Annotated in this window: 15 protein-coding genes; 10 read left to right on the plus strand and 5 right to left on the minus strand. The window is 71.9% G+C overall.

Features of this window, described 5'->3' with window-relative positions; genetic code table 11:
- Positions 1-146 precede the first annotated feature (146 nt).
- From ACFWFI_RS06490 to ACFWFI_RS06500, 3 genes are all read right to left on the minus strand, one after another.
- Positions 147-842 (minus strand): SRPBCC family protein, encoded by a 696-nt coding sequence (locus ACFWFI_RS06490; protein ID WP_387386244.1) that lies wholly within the window; start codon positions 840-842, stop codon positions 147-149.
- A gap of 51 nt (positions 843-893) precedes the next feature.
- Positions 894-1,535, minus strand: a complete 642-nt coding sequence (locus ACFWFI_RS06495) for an ABC transporter permease (protein WP_387386247.1) — start codon at positions 1,533-1,535, stop codon at positions 894-896.
- Between the two features lie 438 nt (positions 1,536-1,973).
- Complete coding sequence (locus ACFWFI_RS06500) at positions 1,974-3,020, minus strand: medium chain dehydrogenase/reductase family protein (protein WP_387386248.1); 1,047 nt, start codon at positions 3,018-3,020, stop codon at positions 1,974-1,976.
- A 304-nt stretch (positions 3,021-3,324) separates the two neighbouring features.
- Between ACFWFI_RS06500 and ACFWFI_RS06505 the strand changes: the two genes are divergently transcribed.
- Positions 3,325-3,966 carry a TetR/AcrR family transcriptional regulator gene (locus ACFWFI_RS06505; RefSeq protein WP_387386250.1) on the plus strand — a complete coding sequence of 214 codons (642 nt, stop codon included), beginning with the start codon at positions 3,325-3,327 and terminating at the stop codon, positions 3,964-3,966.
- A gap of 79 nt (positions 3,967-4,045) precedes the next feature.
- Here the strand turns inward: ACFWFI_RS06505 and ACFWFI_RS06510 are convergent, their stop codons facing one another.
- Complete coding sequence (locus ACFWFI_RS06510) at positions 4,046-4,999, minus strand: mannose-binding protein (RefSeq protein WP_387386252.1); 954 nt, start codon at positions 4,997-4,999, stop codon at positions 4,046-4,048.
- 418 nt (positions 5,000-5,417) lie between these two features.
- On the opposite strand from ACFWFI_RS06510, the gene ACFWFI_RS06515 reads away from it, so the two are divergent.
- The 4 genes from ACFWFI_RS06515 (at position 5,418) to ACFWFI_RS06530 (ending at position 12,216) form a co-directional block, all read left to right on the plus strand.
- Positions 5,418-6,230 (plus strand): type VII secretion system-associated protein, encoded by an 813-nt coding sequence (locus tag ACFWFI_RS06515; protein WP_387386255.1) that lies wholly within the window; start codon positions 5,418-5,420, stop codon positions 6,228-6,230.
- The gene (locus tag ACFWFI_RS06520; protein WP_387386256.1) at positions 6,227-7,510 is read left to right on the plus strand and encodes a ricin-type beta-trefoil lectin domain protein; all 1,284 of its coding nucleotides are present in this window, start codon (positions 6,227-6,229) and stop codon (positions 7,508-7,510) included. Before ACFWFI_RS06515 ends, ACFWFI_RS06520 begins: the two co-directional genes overlap by 4 nt.
- Positions 7,511-7,657: 147 nt before the next feature.
- Positions 7,658-10,975 carry a right-handed parallel beta-helix repeat-containing protein gene (locus ACFWFI_RS06525; protein ID WP_387386258.1) on the plus strand — a complete coding sequence of 1,106 codons (3,318 nt, stop codon included), beginning with the start codon at positions 7,658-7,660 and terminating at the stop codon, positions 10,973-10,975.
- Entirely contained in the window at positions 10,972-12,216 is a 1,245-nt protein-coding gene (locus tag ACFWFI_RS06530; RefSeq protein ID WP_387386259.1) for a S8 family serine peptidase, read from the plus strand. Before ACFWFI_RS06525 ends, ACFWFI_RS06530 begins: the two co-directional genes overlap by 4 nt.
- An 89-nt stretch (positions 12,217-12,305) precedes the next feature.
- On the opposite strand, the gene eccCa is transcribed toward ACFWFI_RS06530, so the two are convergent.
- The gene (gene eccCa / locus ACFWFI_RS06535) at positions 12,306-16,322 is read right to left on the minus strand and encodes a type VII secretion protein EccCa (protein ID WP_387386261.1); all 4,017 of its coding nucleotides are present in this window, start codon (positions 16,320-16,322) and stop codon (positions 12,306-12,308) included.
- Between the two features lie 453 nt (positions 16,323-16,775).
- Between eccCa and eccD the strand changes: the two genes are divergently transcribed.
- The 5 genes from eccD (at position 16,776) to ACFWFI_RS06560 (ending at position 21,594) form a co-directional block, all read left to right on the plus strand.
- Positions 16,776-18,182 (plus strand): type VII secretion integral membrane protein EccD, encoded by a 1,407-nt coding sequence (gene eccD, locus ACFWFI_RS06540; RefSeq protein WP_387386263.1) that lies wholly within the window; start codon positions 16,776-16,778, stop codon positions 18,180-18,182.
- 47 nt (positions 18,183-18,229) lie between these two features.
- Complete coding sequence (eccB, locus tag ACFWFI_RS06545; protein WP_387386265.1) at positions 18,230-19,819, plus strand: type VII secretion protein EccB; 1,590 nt, start codon at positions 18,230-18,232, stop codon at positions 19,817-19,819.
- A gap of 452 nt (positions 19,820-20,271) precedes the next feature.
- On the plus strand, positions 20,272-20,607 hold the full coding sequence (locus ACFWFI_RS06550) for a hypothetical protein (protein ID WP_387386268.1): 336 nt from the start codon (positions 20,272-20,274) through the stop codon (positions 20,605-20,607).
- An 87-nt stretch (positions 20,608-20,694) separates the two neighbouring features.
- Positions 20,695-21,003, plus strand: a complete 309-nt coding sequence (locus ACFWFI_RS06555) for a WXG100 family type VII secretion target (protein WP_387386270.1) — start codon at positions 20,695-20,697, stop codon at positions 21,001-21,003.
- Between the two features lie 108 nt (positions 21,004-21,111).
- A complete protein-coding gene (locus tag ACFWFI_RS06560; protein ID WP_387386272.1) occupies positions 21,112-21,594 on the plus strand; it encodes a type VII secretion system-associated protein in 483 nt (160 codons plus the stop codon).
- The last annotated feature ends 59 nt before the right edge of the window (positions 21,595-21,653 follow it).

A 21,653-nucleotide genomic window follows, 5' to 3' on the forward strand; every position in this document is an offset into this window, starting at 1 on the left:
GCCGGGGGGTCCTGACGTCACGCATGCACAACCGGCGGTCCAGCCGGCAGGGCCCCGGGTCGACCCGCACTGTCGCGCAGGACCACCGGCCCCGTGTCACCTGCCCTTGTGGTCGGCGCCGCCGGTCTTCGCCCCGGCCGCACCGGTCACGCGCACGGTCCGCCGCTGCGGGCCTCCGCGGTGGTCTTGAGCTCGCGGAGCCACTGTTCGAGTCCTTCGCCGAGCACCGCCGTGGCGGTGGGAACGTCCGCTTCCACCTGAGCGCCGGTCCAGGTTTCCTCGGTCTGTACGCGCACCCCGCCCTTGACCTTGGTGAAGGTCCACACGTGGACCCCCTCGTCGATGCGCAGCCCGTCGCCGATCGCGGGGCCGCTCCACCGGATGCAGGAGTCGCGGTCGAGCTGCCGGACGGTGGAGGTGATTTCCAGGGTGGTGTCGGGAGTGGTGGGAGTGGCGGGTGCCGGGGTCGTCCACCGGAATTGCGCGCCCTTACGAAGAGGACCGGGATCGAGGCGCTTCGAGGAGAGAACCGGCGGCTGCCACGACGGCCATTCCTCGACGTCGGTCTGCAGCTTGAAGACGGTGCTCAGCGGTGCCTTGATCACGATGTCGGACCGGTAGCGGATGGGAGCGGTGGGGTCGACGCCGTTTCCCTGGCACTGGAGCCCACCGGCGTGGTGAGCGGCGGCTCCCGTCCGAGCGGGGGTCGCCTGGGCGGGGCCGGTGCTGATCAGGATGCCGACGGCCGCGAGCGAGGCCGTGACCGCGGCGGCGCGTACCCGATTTCGGGACCGGCGCAGGGGAGGCTGAACGGGCGGGGACGAGGGGCTGTTGCTGGGCATGGTGTTCCTCTCGCTGTGGGTGATCAGGGTCGATCTCTCAGGTGGTGTGGTTCAGTGCCGGCCTGACCGGGGCCGCCCCGAGAGGGAGTTGAGGCGGCGGCGTTCGAGGACCGCTGCGATGGCGTACGCACTGCCGCCGGCGATGGTGAGGACCCAGTAGAGGCCGGGTCTGCCGAGGAGGAGCGCCGCGGTGGAGGTCAGGGCGAGCCAGGTGCCGAGGCTGTAGTGCAGCAGGTTGCGGCGTGCGGCACCTTCGGCGATGTAGAGCAGGCCGACGACGAAGCCGGAGCCGGTGGGCCAGAGCAGGGACTGCACATCCGGCATGCCGAGGCTGGACGTCAGGCCCGTGACGGCCAGGAACAGGGCGGCGAAGGCGGTGACCCAGGCGGCGCCGAGGAGCCGGCCGGAGAGAACCTCCTCGGGTTCGGCGGCGGTGCGCTGGGCGCGCATGGCGGCGACGGTGGCCTGGACGGTGCCGACGGCGAGCCCGGCACCGAGGAGGGCCATGGGCAGCCAGCCGGGCAGGCCGAGCAGGGGTGTGTCGCCCCCGGAGGCCGCGGCGGAGCCGTGGCCGAGCAGGTAGGCGAGCCCGAAGCTCACGTAGGTCGCCCGGTTGTCGACCTCACCCCGGAGGCGTGCCGCGGCCGGAGCGCCGGTGATGGCCGGCGGAGTGGCGGCGGTGGCGATGGACATGGCGGAGACCTCCGGAGTCGTGGGTGGAGCGTCGGGCTGGGTGTGTGCTGGTGGTTCGGGCTCGGGGGAGTACTGGGCCCGGCGGGCCGGCCACCCAGGGTCTTCGTGCAATGGCGGCGGGCACGACACGCCGTACGGATCGAGCGTCCGGCGCCCGCGAAGTCGGGAGGAGCGTCGAGACGGGGCGCGGCGAAAGGCGTTCAGGCGCCGGCCTGCGCCGTCCACGGCGGCCTCGAGCCGGCCGGACAGGCCGACGAGGTCTTGCTCGCCCACCACGGCGGGCAGGGCGCCCAACGCAGCGATCAGCGGGGATGGTTCGAGGGGGTGGTTGTTCCCGCCTTGCCGGCCGGTGTGCGCAGGGGCACGCGCTCTCCCGGGCGGTCGCGTGTGCGGACGGCACGGTGCGGCGGCGGTGAATCGGGGGCGGCGCTCACGGTGTCACGCCTCAGGGACGATGACGACCTTGCCTGCGACGGTGCGGGACTCCGCGAGCGACAGCGCCGAGGAGGCGTCCGACAGCGGGATCCTCGCGGCGATCTGCGGGGTGAGGTGGCCGTCGGCCACCAGGCGCAGCACCTGGGTGAGGTCCTCGCCCATCCGCTGCTGCCAGGATGCACGGCAACGGCGCTTGCCGGCCCAGAAGTTGTAGAACTGCGCGCTCTTGCCGTTGGGCAGGGAGTTCCATGCGGCGAGCCGCGCGAACAGCTTCAGTACCGGAAGCTGTGAGTTGCCTTCCTCGTCCTTGGTGGCCGCGGTGCCGTACGAGACCAAAGCCCCGCCCCGGCGGAGCAGTTGCCACGACTGCTCCACTCCGGCGCCGCCCACGTGGTCGAACACCGCGTCCACGCCGTCCGGTGCGAGCTCCCGGATCCGGCTGTACATGCCCGGGTCGCGGTAGTCGACCGGGGTCGCGCCGAGCGTGCGCACGGTCGCGTGGTGGCGTACCGACGCCGTGCCGATGACCGTGATCCCGGCGTGGCGGGCCAGTTGCACGAGCGTGGAGCCGACGCCGCCGTTGGCGCCCAGCACCACGATCGTCCCGCCGGTGCGGACCTTCGCGATGCGGTGCAGCATCTGCCAGGCGGTGATGCCGTTGACGACCACGGTCTCCGCCGCGGCCGCGTCCACTCCGTCCGGTACGGCCATCAGGTCCGCGGCGTCGACAAGGAGGTGGCTGGCCCACGCGCCGGTCTTGGTGACCGCGGCGAACCGGTGGCCGACGAGCGTGGCGTCCACCTCCGGGCCGACCGCGGTCACGGTGCCGACCACGTCGTAGCCGGGAACGAAGGGGAACGGTGGCTGGTCGTAGTACTTGCCGCGGCGCATCTGCTGCTCGGCGAACGACACGCCGGTCGCGTCCATTCGCAGGACGACCTGGCCCTTGGACGGGGCCGGAAGCTCGCGGGTCCGGAGCTCCAGGCCCTCCGGCTCGACCGCGGCGGGCAGGACGATCTCGGTGACGGCGGTGGTGACAGTGCTGTTCATGGCGCGTCCTTGAGGCTCTCGACTGTGTGCTTACAGATGTAAGGCTATACGTGTTAGTTCAGGATCGGCAAGGGAGTGCGGCAATGAACTTCACGGTGTAAGGCGACGGGGTGGGAGGTGTCTCGCCTGGGTGACGGCTTGCTGGTCAGGCAAGGGGCCGGCCGTGTTCGAGGCGGCGTCGACGCGAATCCCTGACCGCTTCCGGCCCGCTCGGCTTCGATTGGTCAACGCGCGCGAGGGGGTGGTCGTCAGTGAGGCGCGCGCGAGGGAAACACTCATAAGGTTCGCGCTGTAAGGTAACGGCATGGGAGATGACACATCAACGACACGCGTCCGCGTACGCAACCGTCGCGGGGAGGGTGCTCGACTGCGCGACGAGATCGTGGCGGCGGCGGTGGAGCTGCTCGACGAGACCGGTGACGAGAGCGCCATCACCTTGCGCTCCGTCGCTCGCCGAGTCGGGATCGCGGCCCCGTCGATCTACCGCCACTTCCCCGATCAGCCCGCCATCATGCTGGCCGTGGTGCGCAGCGCCTTCGCCGAGCTGGACGAGCAGTTGCGCACGGCTGTGGACGCCGAAGGTGACGCACCTCGTGAGCGGCTCATGGCTCTGTGCCGTAGTTACCTGCAGTTCGCCGAGGCTCACCCCGGGCGCTACCGCACGATGTTCGGGGGACTCTGGGTGCCCGATCTGAACGAGAGCTCCGTGACCGAGGAGGACATGGTCACGCTGGGGCAGGCGAGCATGCGGCGACTCGCCGAAGCCCTTCAGGACTGCGTCACCGCCGGCTGTGCGACCAGCACCGACGTGTCAGCCGATACGGTCGCGTTGTGGCTCGGCCTGCACGGGCTCGCCCATCAGCGAGCGGTCGCCCCGTCGTTCCCCTGGCCGCCGGACATCGCCGAACGTGTCATCACCACGCTCGCGCACCTCACGGACAGGTAGGGCGAGGACTGCGGGGTGCGGCCGTGTGAGCCGGCCCTGACCCCGCCTCGTCCCCAAGGGGGTCGAGACCTGCGCGGTGTCAGGTCGACCAGACGACAACGCCGTTGTCCACGACGACCACCTTGGCATCGGCCCGGAGGACCAGTTGGGCACCCCCGTGGTCGTGGGTCTTGGACGCCCAGATCGGGCGGTCGTCGCCGTTGTGGATGACGAGGTTGCCGTCGGGCTGGAAGATCGCCCGGTGGTTCTCGCCGAAGGTCATGGACGCCCAGATGGGCTTGCCCTCCTCGTTGAGGACCACGAGGTTGCCGTCGGGCTGCATGACCATCCGGATGCGGTTGGTCGTCCAGGCCTGATTGACCTCCAGGACGCTGGGCGCGGAGATGGTCACGCTGGTCCAGTCCGGCTTCGGGACCGGCTTCGGCGCGGGCTTCTTCGAGGGCGTGCTGCTCGCCTTCGGCTCCGGCGCGGGCGCGACGGGCTTGGGGGCGGTTGTCCTCGGGGGCTCGGTCTTCTTCGGTCTCTCCTTGCTCGGGGACGGACTGGGCTTCCCGGCGACGTAGTCGTCGAGGGCCGCGGGGCCGGATTTCGGGTTGAGAACGGTGTCGGCGCTCCCCGCTGCCGGTCCCTTGGCGGCTTCGTCGTGCCCGTCGTCGTTCGCGCTCCCGACCAGCAGCAGGGGTATGGCGATCAGGGCGGCGCCGAGGAAGGTGGCCCCCGCCAGGATCGGCGTGCGGGGGCGTCCGCCGTCGACCCCGGTGCCGGTCCTTGCCTCCGGTGCCGTCGCGGCGGCCGTCGCCACCCCGACGCCCTCCTCGGATGCCTCGGCGGGCCCGGGGGCGGCCGGCGGAGGGGGCGAAGCGGCGGCGGTGTTCCCGGCCGATGTGGTGCCGGGCCCCGCCTCGGGGGCGGCGGCCGGGCCCGGCGTCTCCTCGGCCGGTGGTGAGGACGGCGGCAGGGATCCGGCCTCCTGCGTGCCGGGAGCGGCCGCTGCTGCCGTGTTCGTGCCGGGGGCGGGGTGCTGGGGGGACATCCGGTTACTCCTCATGGGGGCGGAGGCATCGGTGAGCAGCGGCCGGGTCGGGTGAACGCCAGTGAGCACCAAGGGCGTTGGTGGATATCGCGTCGAGGTGGACGCCGGGCCCGCCCGGCCTTCGTCGTCGGATTCCGCCGAAGGCCCCCCGGCGTAGCCAACGTAGCCCGTCGTGTGACCACAGTTGGTTCCTCCCTCCGAAGGATCCCGCCATTTTGTCCGCCTGTTGCCTGACTTCTCCCGGATCGTTTTCGATTCGGGCAGCAGACGGGCACGCGGGGGCCCGATACGGAGCTGAGGCGGACGCCCACGGGTGGGGCCGGTGTGACATCCTGTTGCCTCGGTTTGATCAATGTCGGCGTGCGCTCATATCGTTCGGCACTCAAGGATTCGTACGGACCCAAGAGTTCAGGTGGAGATGCGGCCCGGAGAACGGCGAGAGGGCGGGCAGGGCGCCCTGTCAGTCGTGCCTGATGCCTCCACCCCGTCCGCTGACCACCAGTCACGCACTGTCGCCGCCGACGAGGTTGCCGACCTGCCCGAGATACCCGAGGCCGTACGGGCCGCTGCCCTCCAGGCGCCAGGGCACTGGATCGGGGTGGCGGACCCGGAGTGGGCCGAGGAGCGGACACCGCCGGAGTGGGCGGTGCTGGGGGAGTGGCGGTCGGACGACAAGGGGAGCGTGGGCGAGTACCGCGCCAACCCCGAGTACCGGCCCTCGGCGCGAATGCTCGGCTGGCCCGAGCCCACCGACCCGGTGGACGCTGCGGCACAGCGAGCCGCCACCGGCTACGGCACGGTGGAAGCGGCGCTCGCGGCGCTCGCGGACGCCGACATCACAGTGGTGCGCGGACCGGACGGTGGGCCGCTCACGGCCGCCGGGCGGGACGGAACCCCTGTGGTGCTGTTGTTCACCTCACCGGCACACGAGTTCATGTCCACGGCACTTCACCATGACACGCTGCCTGCGGGAGAACTGGCCCGTTCACTGAGCGACCCCGGCACGCTGTTGATGGTCAACGCCGGTGCCGCGGCACCCCTGCTCGTCCCGGCGGACAGTCTGCTCGCCCCCGCCCGCGCGGTGGGTGACGAGAGGACGCCTGCGGAAGAGCGTCCCGAAACACCTTCCGGCGCGGCGGATCATGCCGGTGCTCCGGCCGCGGGCCTCTCCGCGGACCGGGCCGACATCCCATCTGAACCCTGGCCCCACACCACAGGGAGAACCCCGTGACGCGTTCGGCTCAGCAACCCCCTGCCTCCTCGCGGGCTCGCGCGGAGTCCGGTTCCGAGAGCGAGGAGACGGCTGCGGCCGCCCTCGCCGAGCCCAGGTCCGAGACCGGGCCCAGGTCCGAGACCGAGCCCAAGTCCGGTCCTGAGCCCAAGTCCGAGCCGGCAGGGGCGAAGACCGGGGCAGAGGCCCGCGCGGAAGCCGGCAAGGCGGAAGCGACGCCGAAGGCCGGTGCGGAGGCCGGTAAGGCGGAAGAGAAGCCGAAGGCCGGTGCGGAGTCCGGCGAGGCCGAGAAGAAGACCGGAGAGGGCGCGACCGCCGGGTCCGCGTCCGAGCCTGGGTCCGAGACCGAGCCACAGACCGGGGCCACCTCCGGGACCCGGTCCGAAGCCGACCCCGGTGCCGCTGCCGCTGCCCAGAGCCGGCTGCCCGGGCTCGTGCGCACCATGACCGCGACCGCCATCGGCCGGCCGCAGCAGACCGGGCCGGTGGGACGGCCGGGCAAGGCCGTGCTGGCCGGGGCCGCGATCGCGGGGGCGCTGCTCGTGTCGGTGCCGTTCCTGGTGCTCGCGGCGGACGACGACAAGGACCCCGAGCAGCCGACGGTGGCGGCCGGGACCGTGCTCACGGGAAGCGGGCAGGAGACGCCGGGCGAGTTCGCGGTGACACCCACCGAGACCGGTACCCCGGGCGGGAGCACGAAGGGCCCCGCCACGTCCGAGAAGCCCGCGAAGCCGGTGCAGCAGGCGCCCAAGTCGGTTCCGGCGCCGGACACGGACAAGGCCGGGGAGAAGAAGGACGAGGCCGAGAAGCCGGCCGCGCCGAAGAAGCAGAGCGCCGAGCAGAAGTCCGGCAGCACCAAGAACCAGCCGGCGGCCGCCGCTCCGGCCGTCACCCTCAGCGCCCCCGTCTCCTTCCGCAGCCACCTCTCGGGCCGTTGCATCGACGTACCGGGTCATGACTTCAGCGACGGCAAGGCGCTGCACGTGTGGGACTGCAACAACGCCCCCGCGCAGAAATGGCAGTTCGCGTCCGACGGCACCATCCGGATCCAGGGCAAGTGCCTGGACGTGGCCAACGCGAACTTCAACGTCGGAACCGTCATCCAGATCGCCTGGTGCAACGGCAACGACGCCCAGAAGTTCGCACTCAACGCCAGCCACGACCTGGTCAACACCGTCGTCGGCAAGTGTGTCGACATCAAGGCCAGCAACCGGGAGAACAGGGCCCCGCTGCAACTGTGGACCTGCAACGGCGCCGACGCCCAGAAGTGGAGCACCTGACCGATACGCCTCGTGGCCGAGAGCACCGCTCCCGGAACCCGCACGTCCCGGGGCGAGGCATGATGGCACCGTCGGCTCCCCGACACGCGTCCCCGGCGAACAGGGGGACGCTCGCTGAAGACGTTGCCGTAGCAAGGAGGTTGGTGCGTGTCGCGCCAGGTACTGTCGGTCGGGCCCGATAGCAGGGACCGCTACCGGACGATCGGTGAGGCACTCGCCGCTGCCCGTACCGGTGCGCTCATCAGCGTCCGGCCCGGGACGTACGCGGAGAACCTCGTGATCCACACCAGGGTCACCCTCACCGCCGCCGAGGGGCGGGGCACTGTGGAGATCCGGCCGCGTTCGGGCAGCGTGGTCGCGCTGCGCGCCGACGCCGTGATGTTCTCCGAGCTCACCCTGCGCGGTGGCGACGCCGAGCTCCCGACCGTGGACGTGCGGCGGGGTCAAGCCGCGTTCGACGGCTGCGAGATCGTCGGCGCCGCCTGGACCGCGATGATGGCCGGGGGAACGGGTTCCCTCGCGCTGCGCGACTGCCGGGTGAGCAATCCGCAGGGCGCGGGCATCGTGGTGACCTCGAACGCGCCCACCACCGTGGAGTCCTGCACGTTCGAGCACCTGGGCACCAGTGGCCTGGTCCTCGCCGAGCAGGGCGAGGCACGCATCCGTGACTGCACGGTGCGCGGCGCCCGTGGAAACGGCCTGCTCGCCAACGGCGAGGCCCGTGGCAGCGTCGAGGACTGCGACATCTCCTCCACCGACAAGCCCTCCATCGCCCTGGAGGAGAACTGCGCCGTCTCGGTGGTCCGCACCGTGGTGCACGACACCAGCACCGGTGTGCACCTGAGCAGCGCGGGCCGTACGACGCTCGAGGACGTCCGCGTCACCGGTGCCTCCGGGAACGGGATCGCGCTGGCCGGGGGCACCGACCCGGTGCTGCGCCGTTGCCGCGTCTCGCGCACCCGCGGCCACGGCGTGCTGGTCACCGACCGGGCGCGTGGCACCTTCGAGGACTGCTGGGTGGACGGCGCGCAGGGCGCGGCCGTGAGGGTCGCCGGGGCCGCCTCCCCGGCGCTCACCGGACTGACGGTCCGCGACTGCGACGGGGCAGGGCTGCTGCTGGAGGAGGACTCGGCGCCGGAGTTGGACCGCCTGGAGGTGATCGGCGGTTCGCCCGCGGTCGCGGTTCTCGGCGGCGCCAACCCGCTGCTGCGCCGGGCCCGGCTGGTGGAGCCCTCCGGCGACGGCATCGCGGCCACCAGGGACGCCCGGGGCCGCGTCGAGGACTGCGAGATCGTCCGGCCCAAGGGCGCGGGTGTGCGCGTGGCCTCCGGCAGCACCCTCTACCTGGCCGGTGGCGGGGTCTCCGACACCGCCACCAGCGGCCTGGTCGTGGAGGACGGGGGCAATGTTACCGTCCGCGACTTCCGCGTCGAGATATCCGGTGAGGAGGGCGTGGTAGTCGCCGCGGGCGGCGAGCTGACCGCCAACCGCACCGCGGTGCACGCCCCCAAGGGGCACGGTTTCCTGCTCCGGGAGGGCGCGCTCGCCTCGCTCAGTGGCTGCGAGGCCACCGGCGGCGCTCAGGACGGCTTCCGGGTGGAGTCCACCGCGCCGGTCTCGCTCGTCAACTGCCTCGCCCGGGAGAACGAGGGCGGCGGCCTGGTGCAGACCGCGCCCGGCGAACGGCTCGCAGTGGACGGCCTGAACAGCGTGGGCAACGGCAAGCGGGACGCCTGGGGCACCGGCAGCGCCGAGAACACCGACCCGGCGGGCTCCGGCGCCGCGGACGCGCCCCCGCCGGACCGCGCGGACGGCCCGCTCGGCGCGCTCAACGCGCTGATAGGCCTGGAGAACGTCAAGCAGCAGGTGGGCACCCTGGTCAACCTGACCCAGCTCGCCCAGCGCCGCGAACAGCTCGGCATGTCCGCTCCGCCGATGAGCAGACACCTGATCTTCGCCGGCCCGCCCGGCACCGGCAAGACCACCGTCGCCCGCCTCTACGGGGCGATCCTGGCCGAGCTGGGTTCGCTGCGCAGCGGGCACCTGGTGGAGGTCTCACGCGCCGACCTGGTCGCGCAGATCGTCGGCGGCACCGCGATCAAGACCACCGAGACCTTCCAGAAGGCTCTCGGCGGTGTGCTGTTCATCGACGAGGCGTACACCCTCACCTCGGACAGCGGTAACGGTGGCGCGGACTTCGGTCGTGAGGCGGTGGACACCCTGCTGAAGCTGATGGAGGACCACCGCGACGACGTGGTGGTGGTCGCGGCCGGCTACTCCCGGGAGATGGAATCCTTCCTCGGCTCCAACCCGGGCCTGGCCTCCCGTTTCTCCCGGACCGTCGAGTTCGAGAACTACTCGGTGCCCGACCTGGTCGCGATCATGGAGAGCATGTGCGCCCAGCACCAGTACGAGCTGGGCGAGGGAACGGCGGCGGCCCTGGCCGCGCACTTCGGGGCGATGCCGAGGGACGCCGGCTTCGGCAACGGCCGCGCCGCGCGCGGGGTGTTCGAGGAAATGGTGGACAGGCAGGCGGTCCGGCTCTCCACGCAGCCGCAGGTCAGTGAGCACGATCTTCGGCTGCTGCTGCCGGACGACGTCTCCGCCACCGCCGCCGCGGCGGCCACCGACACCGCCGTGCCGGACGACGACCCGCTGACCCGCCTCGGCGACATGATCGGTCTGGCCGAGGTGAAGCGCGAGGTCGCGGACCTGGTCAACCTCATCACCACGGCCCGCCACAGGGCCGCTGCCGGGCTGCCGGTCCCCTCGCTCAGCAATCACCTGGTCTTCACCGGCCCGCCCGGCACCGGCAAGACCACGGTCGCCCGTCTGTACGGGGAGGTCCTGACCCAGCTCGGCATCCTCGACCGGGGCCAGCTGATCGAGGCCGCCCGCGCCGACCTGGTCGGCCGCTACATCGGCCACACCGCCCAGCTCACCCGCGAGGTCTTCGAACGGGCACGCGGCGGTGTGCTGTTCATCGACGAGGCGTACACCCTCACCCCGCGCGGGGGCGGCGCGGACTTCGGCCAGGAGGCGGTGGACACCCTGCTGAAGCTGATGGAGGACCACCGCGACGAGGTGGTCGTCATCGTCGCCGGCTACACCGACGAGATGGAGCGCTTCCTCGGCTCCAACCCGGGCCTGGCCTCCCGCTTCCCGCGCCGGATCGCCTTCGCCGACTACTCCTCCGAGGAACTGGTCACCATCGTGCGCGCCCAGGCCGCGAACATGGGCTACGAATGCGGACCAGGCACGGGCCCGCTGCTCAAGGAGTACTTCGACGCGCTGCCCAGGGACCGGTCGTTCGGCAACGCCCGTCTGGCCCGCCAGGTGGTCGAGTCGATGGTCACCCGCCAGGCGGGGCGGCTCAGCTCGCTGGCCGCGCCCACCCTGGACGACCTGCGCATCCTCCGCCCCGAGGACGTCACGGCCGTGGCGCCGAAGGTGGCTCCCCGGTGAGGCCGCCCGTCCGCGGGGCCGCCCGCCTGCTGTCCGGCGCCGGTATCGCCGCCGCCCTGCTGCTGCCCGCGGCCGTTCCGGCCCAGGCGGCGCCCCCCTCGCGCGTACCGGCGGCCGATGGGGCGAAGGGCCAGGAACTGCCCGGTATGCCCTCCGCACTCGATCCGGAGGCCGATGAGGCGACCTGCACTCCCGCTTCCCGCGAGAAGGCGAAGAAGCAGGACTGGTCACGTCAGCGCCTCGACCTGGACCGGCTGCACGGGCACAGCACGGGTGAGGGCATGACCGTCGCACTGATCGACACCGGAGTCGCCACGGGCGCCGCCGGGCTCGACGGCCGGGTCTCGGCCGGGGGCACGGCCGGTGACGACTGCGTCGGGCACGGCACCTTCCTGGCCGGGCTGATCGCCGGGACCGGCGGATCCGCCCCGCAGTTGGCCGGGGTCGCCCCGAACGCGAAGATCCTGGCCCTGCGCGGCACCGACCCGCGTGGGCAGGCGAGCCCCGCCCTGGTGGCGGAGGCGCTGCGCGAGGCGACCGCGGCCCGGTCCGACGTGATCGCGGTCGCGGTCGCCCTGCCCCGCCGGGACGCGGCGATGACCCGTGCGGTGGCCGAGGCCCGCCGCGCGGGCGTGGTGGTGGTGGCCGCGGCCACCCCGGACCCGCCCCGGAACGGCACGGACGAGATCCCGTCCCGCACCTACTGGCCGGCCGGTGAACCCGGCGTCCTCTCGGTCGCCGACATGCTTCCCGCAGGCGTCCGCCCGGACGGCTCCCTGCGCACCGACGGCATCGACCTCGTGGCCCCCGGCGCCGGGGTGGTCTCCGGCGGCCCGCGCGGCGACGGCCACTACCTCGGCGCGGGCGCCTCGGTGGCGACCGCCTACGCGGCCGGGGCCGTCGCGGTGGTCCGTGCCGCCTATCCGGGTGAGGCGCCCGACGACGTCATCCGCCGTCTGACAGCCACCGCCTACCCCGCCGACATCCCGCAGCTCGACCCCTATGCCGCCGTCACCACGGTGCTCGGCGCCCCCGCTTCGTCCGCCGGCGGTGAGCGCGCCGCAGATCCCGTGACCGTACGGGACACCGCTGCCGCCGACCGTGCCACCAGCCGTGCCACGCTCCTCGTCCTCCTCGGCTCCGCCGCCGTCCTCGCCGTCCTCTGGGCAGGTTTCGCCGTTTCCCGGGCCCGCGCCCGGGGTTGGCGCCCGGCGGGAGCGGGCGGAACGGGAACGCAATGAGCTGGAGCCCGAAGCACGACGGCTGAAGCCGGAAGCACGACACCCTCCCGAGGAGCTCCGCGGGAGGGTGTCGTCGTGTTCTCTCAGCTCTACTGCCCCTGGTTCTCCTCGACCAGCGCCGTCTGCATCAGCCGCGGCTTGCGGCGGGCGATGTGAAGGGCTCGGCCCGGGGGGAGGTTGAGGGGCTTCGCGTTGCCGAAGAGACGGCCTTCCGTCGGCGGGCAGGAGAGCAGGACGGCGGGGTTGTTGGCCTCGTCGAGGCGCCGGATGAGCGCATCGCTGAGGCCGCGGCCTGCTCCCATCGCGCTGCGGGCGACGACCAGGTGCAGGCCCATCTCGAAGCCGAGGGTCAGACTCTCGAAGAGCGGCTCGAAGGGGCTCTGGAAGGAGTTGCCGGAGACCATGTCGTAGTCGTCGACCAGGACGAAGAGACGCGGGCCGGTCCACCAGTCGCACTGGCGCATACGACCGGGTGCGATGTCCGCGCCGGGCACGCGGGTCTTCAGCGCGCGGGCGGCGCCCTCGATGGTGTCCTTGAGGTTGTCCAGGGAGATCACGTGCCCGATGCGGTACTCCTCCGGGATGGCATCCACCAGGGTGCGGCGGTAGTCCACCGCGATGATCTTCGCTTCGTTCGGGGTGTAGCGGGCGGTGATGCCCTTGGTGACGAGGCGCAGCAGGTTGGTCTTGCCGCTCTCGGTGTCGCCGACCGCGATCATGTGCGGCGTACGGCTGAAGTCGTGCCAGACCGGCTCCAGGGAGTCCTGGTCGATGCCGAGCGGAAGACGCATGCCGCCGCCCTCGGTGGGCTCGGGTGCGGGGAGTTCGGCGAGCGGGAGCCGGTGCGGCAGCATCCGGACCTGCGGGGCGGGTGCGCCGGACCAGTGCCGGGAGACTTCGGCGACCAGGTGGGCGACGCCTTCGCCGAGGTCGTCGAGGGAGCCGCTGCCGTCCAGCCGGGGCAGGCCGGCGAGGAAGTGCATCTTGCTGTCGGAGGTGATGCCCCGGCCGCCGCTGCGCGGCACCGAGCGGGCCTTGCGGGTGTCGATCTCGGAGTCCATCGGGTCGCCCATCCGCAGTTCGAGGCGGGTGGCTGCCTGGTCGCGCACCTGGGCGGACAGCTCCACCCAACGGGTGGTGGTGATGATCAGGTGGATGCCGTAGTTGAGCCCGCGGGCGGCGAGTTCGTTGAACTTCGGGATCAGGTCGTCGTAGTCCTGGCGGACCGTGGACCAGCCGTCGACCACCATGAACACGTCGCCGAAGGGCTCGTCGGGGAACTCCCCGGCGGCCCGGCGGCGGCGGTAGGACTGCATGGAGTCGAGGGTGTGGTCCACGAAGAACTGTTCGCGGCGGGCGAGCAGCGTCATCACCTCGGCGACGGCCCGGTGCACCCGCTCGGGGTTGAGCCGTGCCGCGACGCCGCCGACGTGCGGGAGAGCGGCGAGCTGCGAGAGGCCGCCGCCGCCGAAGTCCAGGCAGTAGAACTGGATCTCGGCGGGGGTGTGGGTGAGGGCGAGAGCGGTGATCAGCGTGCGGGTGAGGGTGGACTTGCCGCTCTGCGAGCCGCCGGCGACGGCGACGTGGCCGCCGGCTCCGGAGAGGTCCACGACCAGCGGGTCGCGGCGCTGCTCGAAGGGCTTGTCCACGAGGCCGACCGGGACCCGCAGCCTGCCGGCGCCGGACCAGCCGGAGGCGGTGAGGCCGCGCTCGGGATCGGGGGCGATGCCGGGCAGCAGGGCGTCCAGCGGGGAAGGCTCCTTCAGCGGCGGCAACCACACCTGGTGGGCGGCGAGACCTGAGTCGCGCAGCCGGTCGAGGGCCACATCGAGCAGGGCCTCCTCGTCACCCGTCTCCTCGGTCTCCGGCTCGGCCGCCGGCTCCAGGGTGCGGGGCACCACCCAGCCGCTGGTCCACGGCACCACCTGGCTGGCCACCCGGGCCTGCACCACCGCGCCGGTGCGGCGCCGGTACGTCCCCGAGGAATAGGCGGCGCGGAACCGGGTCAGGGCCTCCACGCCGGACTTCAGGTAGCCGCTGCCCGGCTGGGCCGGCAGCTCGTAGGCGTCCGGCACGCCGAGCACGCCGCGGCTCTCCATGGCGGAGAAGGTGCGCAGGCCGATGCGGTACGACAGATGGCTCTCGAGCTGGTGCATGCGGCCCTCGTCCAGGCGCTGCGAGGCGAGCAGCAGGTGGACCCCGAGGGAGCGGCCGAGGCGGCCGATCATCACGAACAGATCCATGAACTCACGGTGGGCGGACAGCAGTTCGCTGAACTCGTCGACCACCACGAACAGGCTGGGCAGCGGGGCGAGGTCCGCCCCGGCGGCGCGGGCCCGCTCGTACTCCAGGGCGGAGGTGTAGTTGCCGGCGGAGCGCAACAGCTCCTGCCGGCGGATGAGTTCGCCGTGCAGGGCGTCCTGCATGCGCTCCACCAGAGCGACTTCGTTCGCGAGGTTGGTGATGACGGCGGAGGTGTGCGGGAGTTCCTCCAGGCCGAGGAAGGTGGCGCCGCCCTTGAAGTCGACCAGGATGAAGTTGAGGGTCTCCGACGAGTTGGTCAGGGCGAGGCCGAGCACGAGGGTGCGCAGGAGTTCGCTCTTGCCGGAACCGGTGGCACCGATGAGCATGCCGTGCGGGCCCATGCCGCCCTGCGCGGACTCCTTGATGTCGAGCTCCACCGGGCGGCCGTCCACGCCGACCGCGATCGGTACCCGCAGCCGGGCGGAGCCGGTGTGCCGGTCGAAGAGGGTCTGCGGGTCGTGCCGGTGCAGGTCGGGGATGCCGAGCAGGGTGGTCAGCTCGACATCGGTGTCGAGCGGCTGGGCGATGTCGGTGCCCAGGCTCATCCGGCGGGATGTGACCATCCTGGCCAGGGCCTCCGCGCCGAGCGGGCCGAGCCGGTCCGGCCGGCCGAGCGGCACGGAGCGCTCCTTGCGGCTGCGGTCGGTGCGCACCAGGTTCACCTCGTCGGGACCGACGGTCAGCCGCAGCGTGTTGCGGCCGGGTCGCCAGCGCAGCGCCCCGGAGATGTCGAGGGCCAGGGCGTTGCGGTAGCCGTGCCCCTCCCAGCGGTGCCCCTCGGGGACCGTGACGCCGTCCAGGATGACGACCGTGTAGGGCTCGTCGCGTCCGGGGCGGGCGTCCGGGTCGAAGTCCGGGCGCTCGGCGAAGTCGGCGCCGAGCAGGTCGTCCAGCTCGTTGAGATCGGCGGTGATCCGGCGGACGTGTCCTGCGCCGTCCTCCTCGTGCGGGTCCAGGGTGTGCGGCAGCCACTTGACCCACTCCCAGTCGGGCCGCCGCTCGTCGCTGACGCAGAAGGCGAGCCACAGCTCCTCGGGCGCGTGGAACACCGCGAGCTGCCCGAGCACGGCACGCACCAGGGCGCGTACCGCATCGGTGCCGGGGTCGACGGCCCGGCCGGCCTCCGCCCCGCCGCTCTCCCCGTGCGACCGGGCGCCAGGCCCGGCGGGCTCCTGGTCCGGTGCCTCCTCGGGGCGCAGCATGATCCGGGCCGAGGAGCGCAGATAGAGGCCGAGGGGTTGTTCGGGGATGGTGGAGTAGGCGCGGATGAAGCGGCGCAGCGCATGCGCGCAGAGGGGTTCCAGGTCTTCCACCGGGCGGGTGGAGACCGGGTCCAGGGTGAGTGCGAGCTGTTGTTCACCCACGGCGAGACGGACCTCACCGAAGTCCTCGTCGGCCGGGCGGCGCTCCCACAGCCGCGAGGTGCGGGCCAGCGAGCGGAGTGAGTTGGGCTCCGGGTGGCGCCAGGCGAGCGCCCGCTGCTGCTCCGCGATGGTGGTCCGGACCCGCTTGCGGGTCTGCGCCAGGTAGCGCAGGTAGTCGCGGCGTTCGCCCCTGAGACGCTGCTTGCGCTCGCTGGAGCGGCGCATCAGCTGGCCCAGCAGCATGGCACCGGCGGAGAGCGCCATGACGCCCATCGCCAGATACATGAAGACGCCGTTCCCGCCGCCGGGTCGCAGGAACATGAGCATCATCGACACCGACATCAGTGCCATCGGCAAATAAGTCCATATCGCCGAAGTGTCCGGCACGCTCTCAGCGAGGACTGGCGGCTCCTGGAGAGTCAATTGCCCCTCGGGCATCTCCGGTCCGCGCCGACGGGCCGGCCGACGAAACAGCACCACACTCAAGGAACAGAACCTCCGGTTTTACGGCTTTCCGGCCCGTACCGAATACCGGTGCACCCGGTAGTGGGAAAGACCGCACCGTGCTGATTCTCCGGGTCCCGCGTGACGCGGTGAACGCCGGGTGAATGTTTCGGGCGGACAGCGGGGGAGGAGCAACTCCCTTGATGGCCAATTGCATACCGGATAGAGAGTCCGGTCCGCAATACGACCCGGTGGTCGTAGGCAGTAGTCTGCATTCACGGAACGCGAACTGTCCACGCGGGGCCGGTCGTCGCCGGGTGCGCCGACGTAATTTCCTTGCCAGGCAGCCGTTCCCGGCCGTGCGGACCTTCCGCACTGTTCGCACATCCCCTCGCCCCGGGGGGAAACCTCCTGTCAAAGCCTCCACGGAAGCCGAGAGTTCAGCTGATGACCGACAGTGCGGTGGCCGAATCGTGCCGCCTGACCGTACGTGCGCCGAGCGTCACCGTTGATCTGGCCGTGCCCGCCGATGTTCCGGTCGCCGATCTGCTGCCCACGCTGCTGCGTTATGTCGGCGAGGAGGCCGAGGAGGCCGGACTGGACCACGCGGGCTGGGTGCTCCAGCGGCTGGGCGACGCCCCGCTCGACGAGGAGACCACCCTGGCCCGCGCCGGGCTGTCCGACGGTGACGTGCTCTACCTGCGCCCGCACACCGAGGCGTTGCCCGAGGCGCGACTCGACGACCTGGTGGACGGGATAGCCGACACCGCGGGCCGGCGGCTGCACACCTGGCACCCCGGAGCGGCTCGGAGCCTGTTCGTGGGCACAGCGGTGGCGACCGTGGCGGTTGCCCTCCTGCTGGTGTTCTGGCCGGGGGTGACCGGCTCCGCCTCAGTCCGGGCCGCCTGCGCGGCAGTGGCCGGAATGCTGCTGCTCGCGGGCGCGGGCTCCGCCAGCCGCGCGGTCGGCGACCGCCTCTCCGCGACCGCGCTCGGCCTGCTGGTCGCTCCGTGCCTGGCGCTGGCCGGCTGGGTGCTGCCCGGCGGCGACGTGACCGGCCCGGACGCCGCACAGGTGGTGGGCGCACGGCTGCTCGCAGCCGGCGCCGCGGGCGCGGGCGGCGCGGTCATCGCGCTCGCCGCCACGGCGGTCGGCGCCCCGTCCCTGCTGGCCACAGCCGTGGTCTCGGTGGCCACCGCGATCGCCGGGGCCCTGATGGGGTACACGGGCCTGGGTGCGCCGGCCGCGGTGGCGCTGGTGGCGGCGGTGGTCGCGCTCGCCGCCGGGACGGTGGCACCGTTCGCCTTCAAGCTGGCCGGGATGCGGATGCCCGCGCTGCCGTCGACCGCCGGCCAGCTCCAGGAGGGCATCGACCCGTACGCGGGCGACGAGGTCGCCGAGCGCACCGAACTCGCCGGGCGCTGGGTCGCCGCGCTCTTCGCCGCCACCGGCATCATCGCCGCGGCCGCCCTGGCCGTCCTCGCCGAACACCCCGACCTGCCCGAGGTGCTGACCGCGCTCGCACTGAGCCTGCTGCTGCTCCTGCACTCCCGCGGCCTGGTGCACATCGGGCAGCGGCTGACCCTGGCGGTGCCCGGAATCTGGGGGCTGCTGCTGCTCGCCCGCGCCTGGGCGGTGGACAGCGACGGCGACGGGCGCCTGGTGGTCTTCGCGGTGCTGCTCGCCGCGGCGGCCGGACTCGTGACCGCCTCCTGGACGGTGCCCGGCCGCCGGATGCTGCCGTACTGGGGCCGTGCGGCCGAACTGGCCCACACCCTCTTCGCCGTCGCGCTGCTGCCGCTCAGCCTGTGGGTGGCGGGCCTCTTCGGCTGGCTGCGCGGCCTGTTCGGCTGATCACACCCGCACGCCGGGACATGGGAACGAGTTGTTGAGGAGAGGCAGTGCAGTCCAAGCGCGACCAGGTACAGGCCCACAGTTTCATGATGGGCAGGCTCAGCTCGGGGCTGCTGACGGCCGATCCGGACGCCGCGGAGAGTCCCCTCGGGCGCACCACCCGAGGGGTGGTCTTCGGCGTCCTGGTGACCGTCCTGATCGGCGCGGGCGCCACCGTCTTCGGGCTGCTGCGCCCGGGAGGGAACGACGGCTGGCGTGACGGTGAGCACCTGGTGGTCAACCGCGACACCGGTGCCCGGTACCTGTGGACCGGCACCGACGGCGTACTGCACCCGGTGCGGAACTATGCCTCGGCGCGGCTGATCGGCGGCTCCGACCTGGCGACCGCTGACGTCGCCACCGCCTCGCTCCAGGACGTCCCCGTGGGGACGCCGGCGGGCATACCCGGGGCACCGGACGCCGTGCCCGGCCCCGGCCAGCTCGACGGCGGCGCCTGGCACATGTGCGTCACCGGTCCGGACGGGGCGCTGCCCAGCACCTCCGGCTCCGTGGCCGGGACCGGTGTGGACAAGCCGGGGGTCACCACCGTGGTCGCCGGGGCGCCACTGGACTCCCAAGGCATCGGCGGGGACCGCGGAGTGCTCGTACACGGTCCGGGCGACAGCGAGTACCTGGTGTGGCGGGGCAGCAGGCTGCCTCTGGACCGCGCCTCCGACGCCCGCAACGCCCTCGGCTACGGCTCGGAGACGCCGATGCCGGTCTCGGCGGCCTTCCTCGACGCGCTGGCGCCCGGCCCTGCCCTGAAACCGCCCGCGGTTCCGGGGCGCGGTGAGGAAGGCCCGGTTCTCGGTGGCGAAGCCAGCCGGATCGGGCAGGTCTTCAACGTCAGTGTGCCCGGCGGCGGCAGCACCTACCACCTGCTGCAGAAGGACGGGTTGGTGCCGCTGACCCGGCTCGGCGCGGCCCTGGTGCTGGGCGACCCGGCCACCCAGAAGGACGCCTACCAGGGGCAGTCGCCCGAGGCGCGCGCAGTGGGCGCGGACGCGCTGCGCACACACCGGGCGAAGGACTCGGTCGCCGCCGGGTCCGCGGAGCTGCCGGACACGCCGCCGGTCCCGCAGTCCGCGCCCCGCGGCACCGCGCTCTGCGCGCAGGTGGACGGCGACAGCGGCGGCACCCGGATCAAGTCGGTGCTGGTCCCGCTGACCCGGCTCGCCCCGGTCGTGGTCTCGGAGGGCACCGCCCAACCGCTGAGCCCTGCCTGTGTCAGGACGGACGCCACGGTGGTACGGCCAGGGCACGGCGCCCTGGTCCGCGCCCTGCACGCCAGCGGCGCGGCGCACGCAGGGACGACCTATCTGGTGGCGGAGAACGGCGTGAAGTACCGCGTCCCGGCCAAGGACTCGCTGGCCGCCCTCGGGTACGCGGACGGAGACATCGGCTCGGTCCCGGCACCGCTGCTCGCAGCGCTTCCGACCGGCGCGGACCTCGACCCGGCCGCAGCCTCCGGCGCCGCGAAGCCCAGGGTCACGGCTCCGCAGTGCGGTGCCGAAGCGCCGGGGGGGAACGAGGCAGCGGACAAGGCGGACGCCGGGGGCGCTCCCCGCGCAGCGGACACAGCCGACTCCGCACCCTGATCCAGGCAAACGGTGCATACGGCATCGAAGAAATGGAAAAAGGTGGCGGGCGGATAACTCCGCGCCGCAGGGCCGGTTTTTCACGGCCGAACGCGACGGGGAAACCTCAGATAAAGCTCAGATATTCGGGCGGCTGTTGCCCGCGGAATCCCGCGGACGCGCGTGCAGCACCGGAAACGGGCCGCCCGGATGACCGTTCGCCTGCTTTGCCTGCCCGTTTTCCCGCCGTATCGCGTTGCCCTGCGGCGGGTTGGCATCCCTCGGCTGATGCAGGTTCGGGCGCACGGGTTCACCCCACGGAAACATTGGGACAACTTCGTTGCCATGTAAGGATTCTGTTGAACTGACCTATGCTCAAATCTTCCCCACACGCGTTGCGCGGAACGCTGGGTTCTCTTTAGCCTCAGTGTGCAACGGCGCAACAAGACCGGCCTGAACGAAGGGAGCGCGACATGGCGGACACTGGCGCGAGGAAAGCGGATTATGCCAAGGGCTTGGGGGGCGTCTCCTCCCTGGAGTCGGCCCGCAGCGCAGTCGAGAAGATCCAGAACAACGTCGCTGAGATCGCGGCACGTTCGGGCGTCGGCGGCGACGAGGGCCAGGCCCTGCTGAAGCTCTTCCGCAGCTGGAACTCCGAGGCGCAGAAGGTCGTCGTCCAGATCAGCACGATGATCGACGCGCTTCAGGACAACGTGACCTCGGCCAACCGCCTGGCGAAGGAGAACCAGGACCTGACCGAGGTGCTCAACAGCAAGACCAGCCAGGGTGTCTTCGAAGCACTGCGCTGATCCACCCACGGCAGCGGCCCCTTCCGGGGAGGCCGGAACCCGTGAGCACGCCGGGCCCTCGCGCCCGGCCACCCGAGAGGAGACGTCATGGCCGACGGCATCATCGATGTGCAGTACTCCACGGTCCGGAACGCGATCGAGGAGCTGAAGAACCAGACTCAGCAGATCATCACGACCCTCAACAACCTGGAGGACGAGCTTCAGCCGCTCGTGACCTCCTGGGAGGGTGATGACCAGCAGATGTACCGCGGGGTCCAGGCGGAGTGGGACCAGGCCACCAAGAACATGGCCATGCTCCTCGGCGACAGCGGTCAGCTGGTGCAGAGCATCCACGACAATCACTCCCGTGACGAGCGCAAGAGCGCCGACAACTGGGGCAGTGTGCGGGCCCGCTAGGTCTCGGCCGGGGCTCCTCTCCGTATCTCCGGAGGGCGAGCCCCGGCGTTCGTCCGTGTCCCAGCCCGGCAGCGAACCGCCCGGCGCAGAATCGCAGGAGGACGTCCCATGGCCGGTGAGAAAGCCGACGTCAAGCATTTTGACCTCAAGCAGATGGAGAACTTCCGGGACAACGAGGTGCAGCCGGCCCACACGGCCGCGAGGAAGTACCGCGAGGAGGGCAACGGGTCCGACATCCGGCCGCTCGGTGCCCTCGTCGAGGGGTACAACACCGAGGGGAACCTCGACCAGGACAAGCAACTCCTGCGCATCGGCAAGATGGCCACCGACAAACTGATCTCGGGGCCGACGCTGCTGAAGGACATCGTCACCGCCGCCACGGCCATCGACAAGCTGCTGAATGACCAGATGAAGCTCTTCGAGGAGCTGAAGGAAGCGCTCACCGAAACCATCGAGGAGGCGAACAAGACCAAGGACAAGAACCTCGACGCGATCGACGCGCAGACGCTGCTGCAGACCTTCGAAGAGGTCGACACGCTCACCAGCGGATCGTCGGGCACCGGTGGCACGACGGGCGGAGGGAGCACCTGAGCGCCCGTGCCGGCCGTGACCGGGCCGCCGTACGAGTATGAGGCACCCTGCCGCACACG

This window comes from Streptomyces sp. NPDC060209, from assembly GCF_042728155.1.
Classification (GTDB): domain Bacteria; phylum Actinomycetota; class Actinomycetes; order Streptomycetales; family Streptomycetaceae; genus Streptomyces.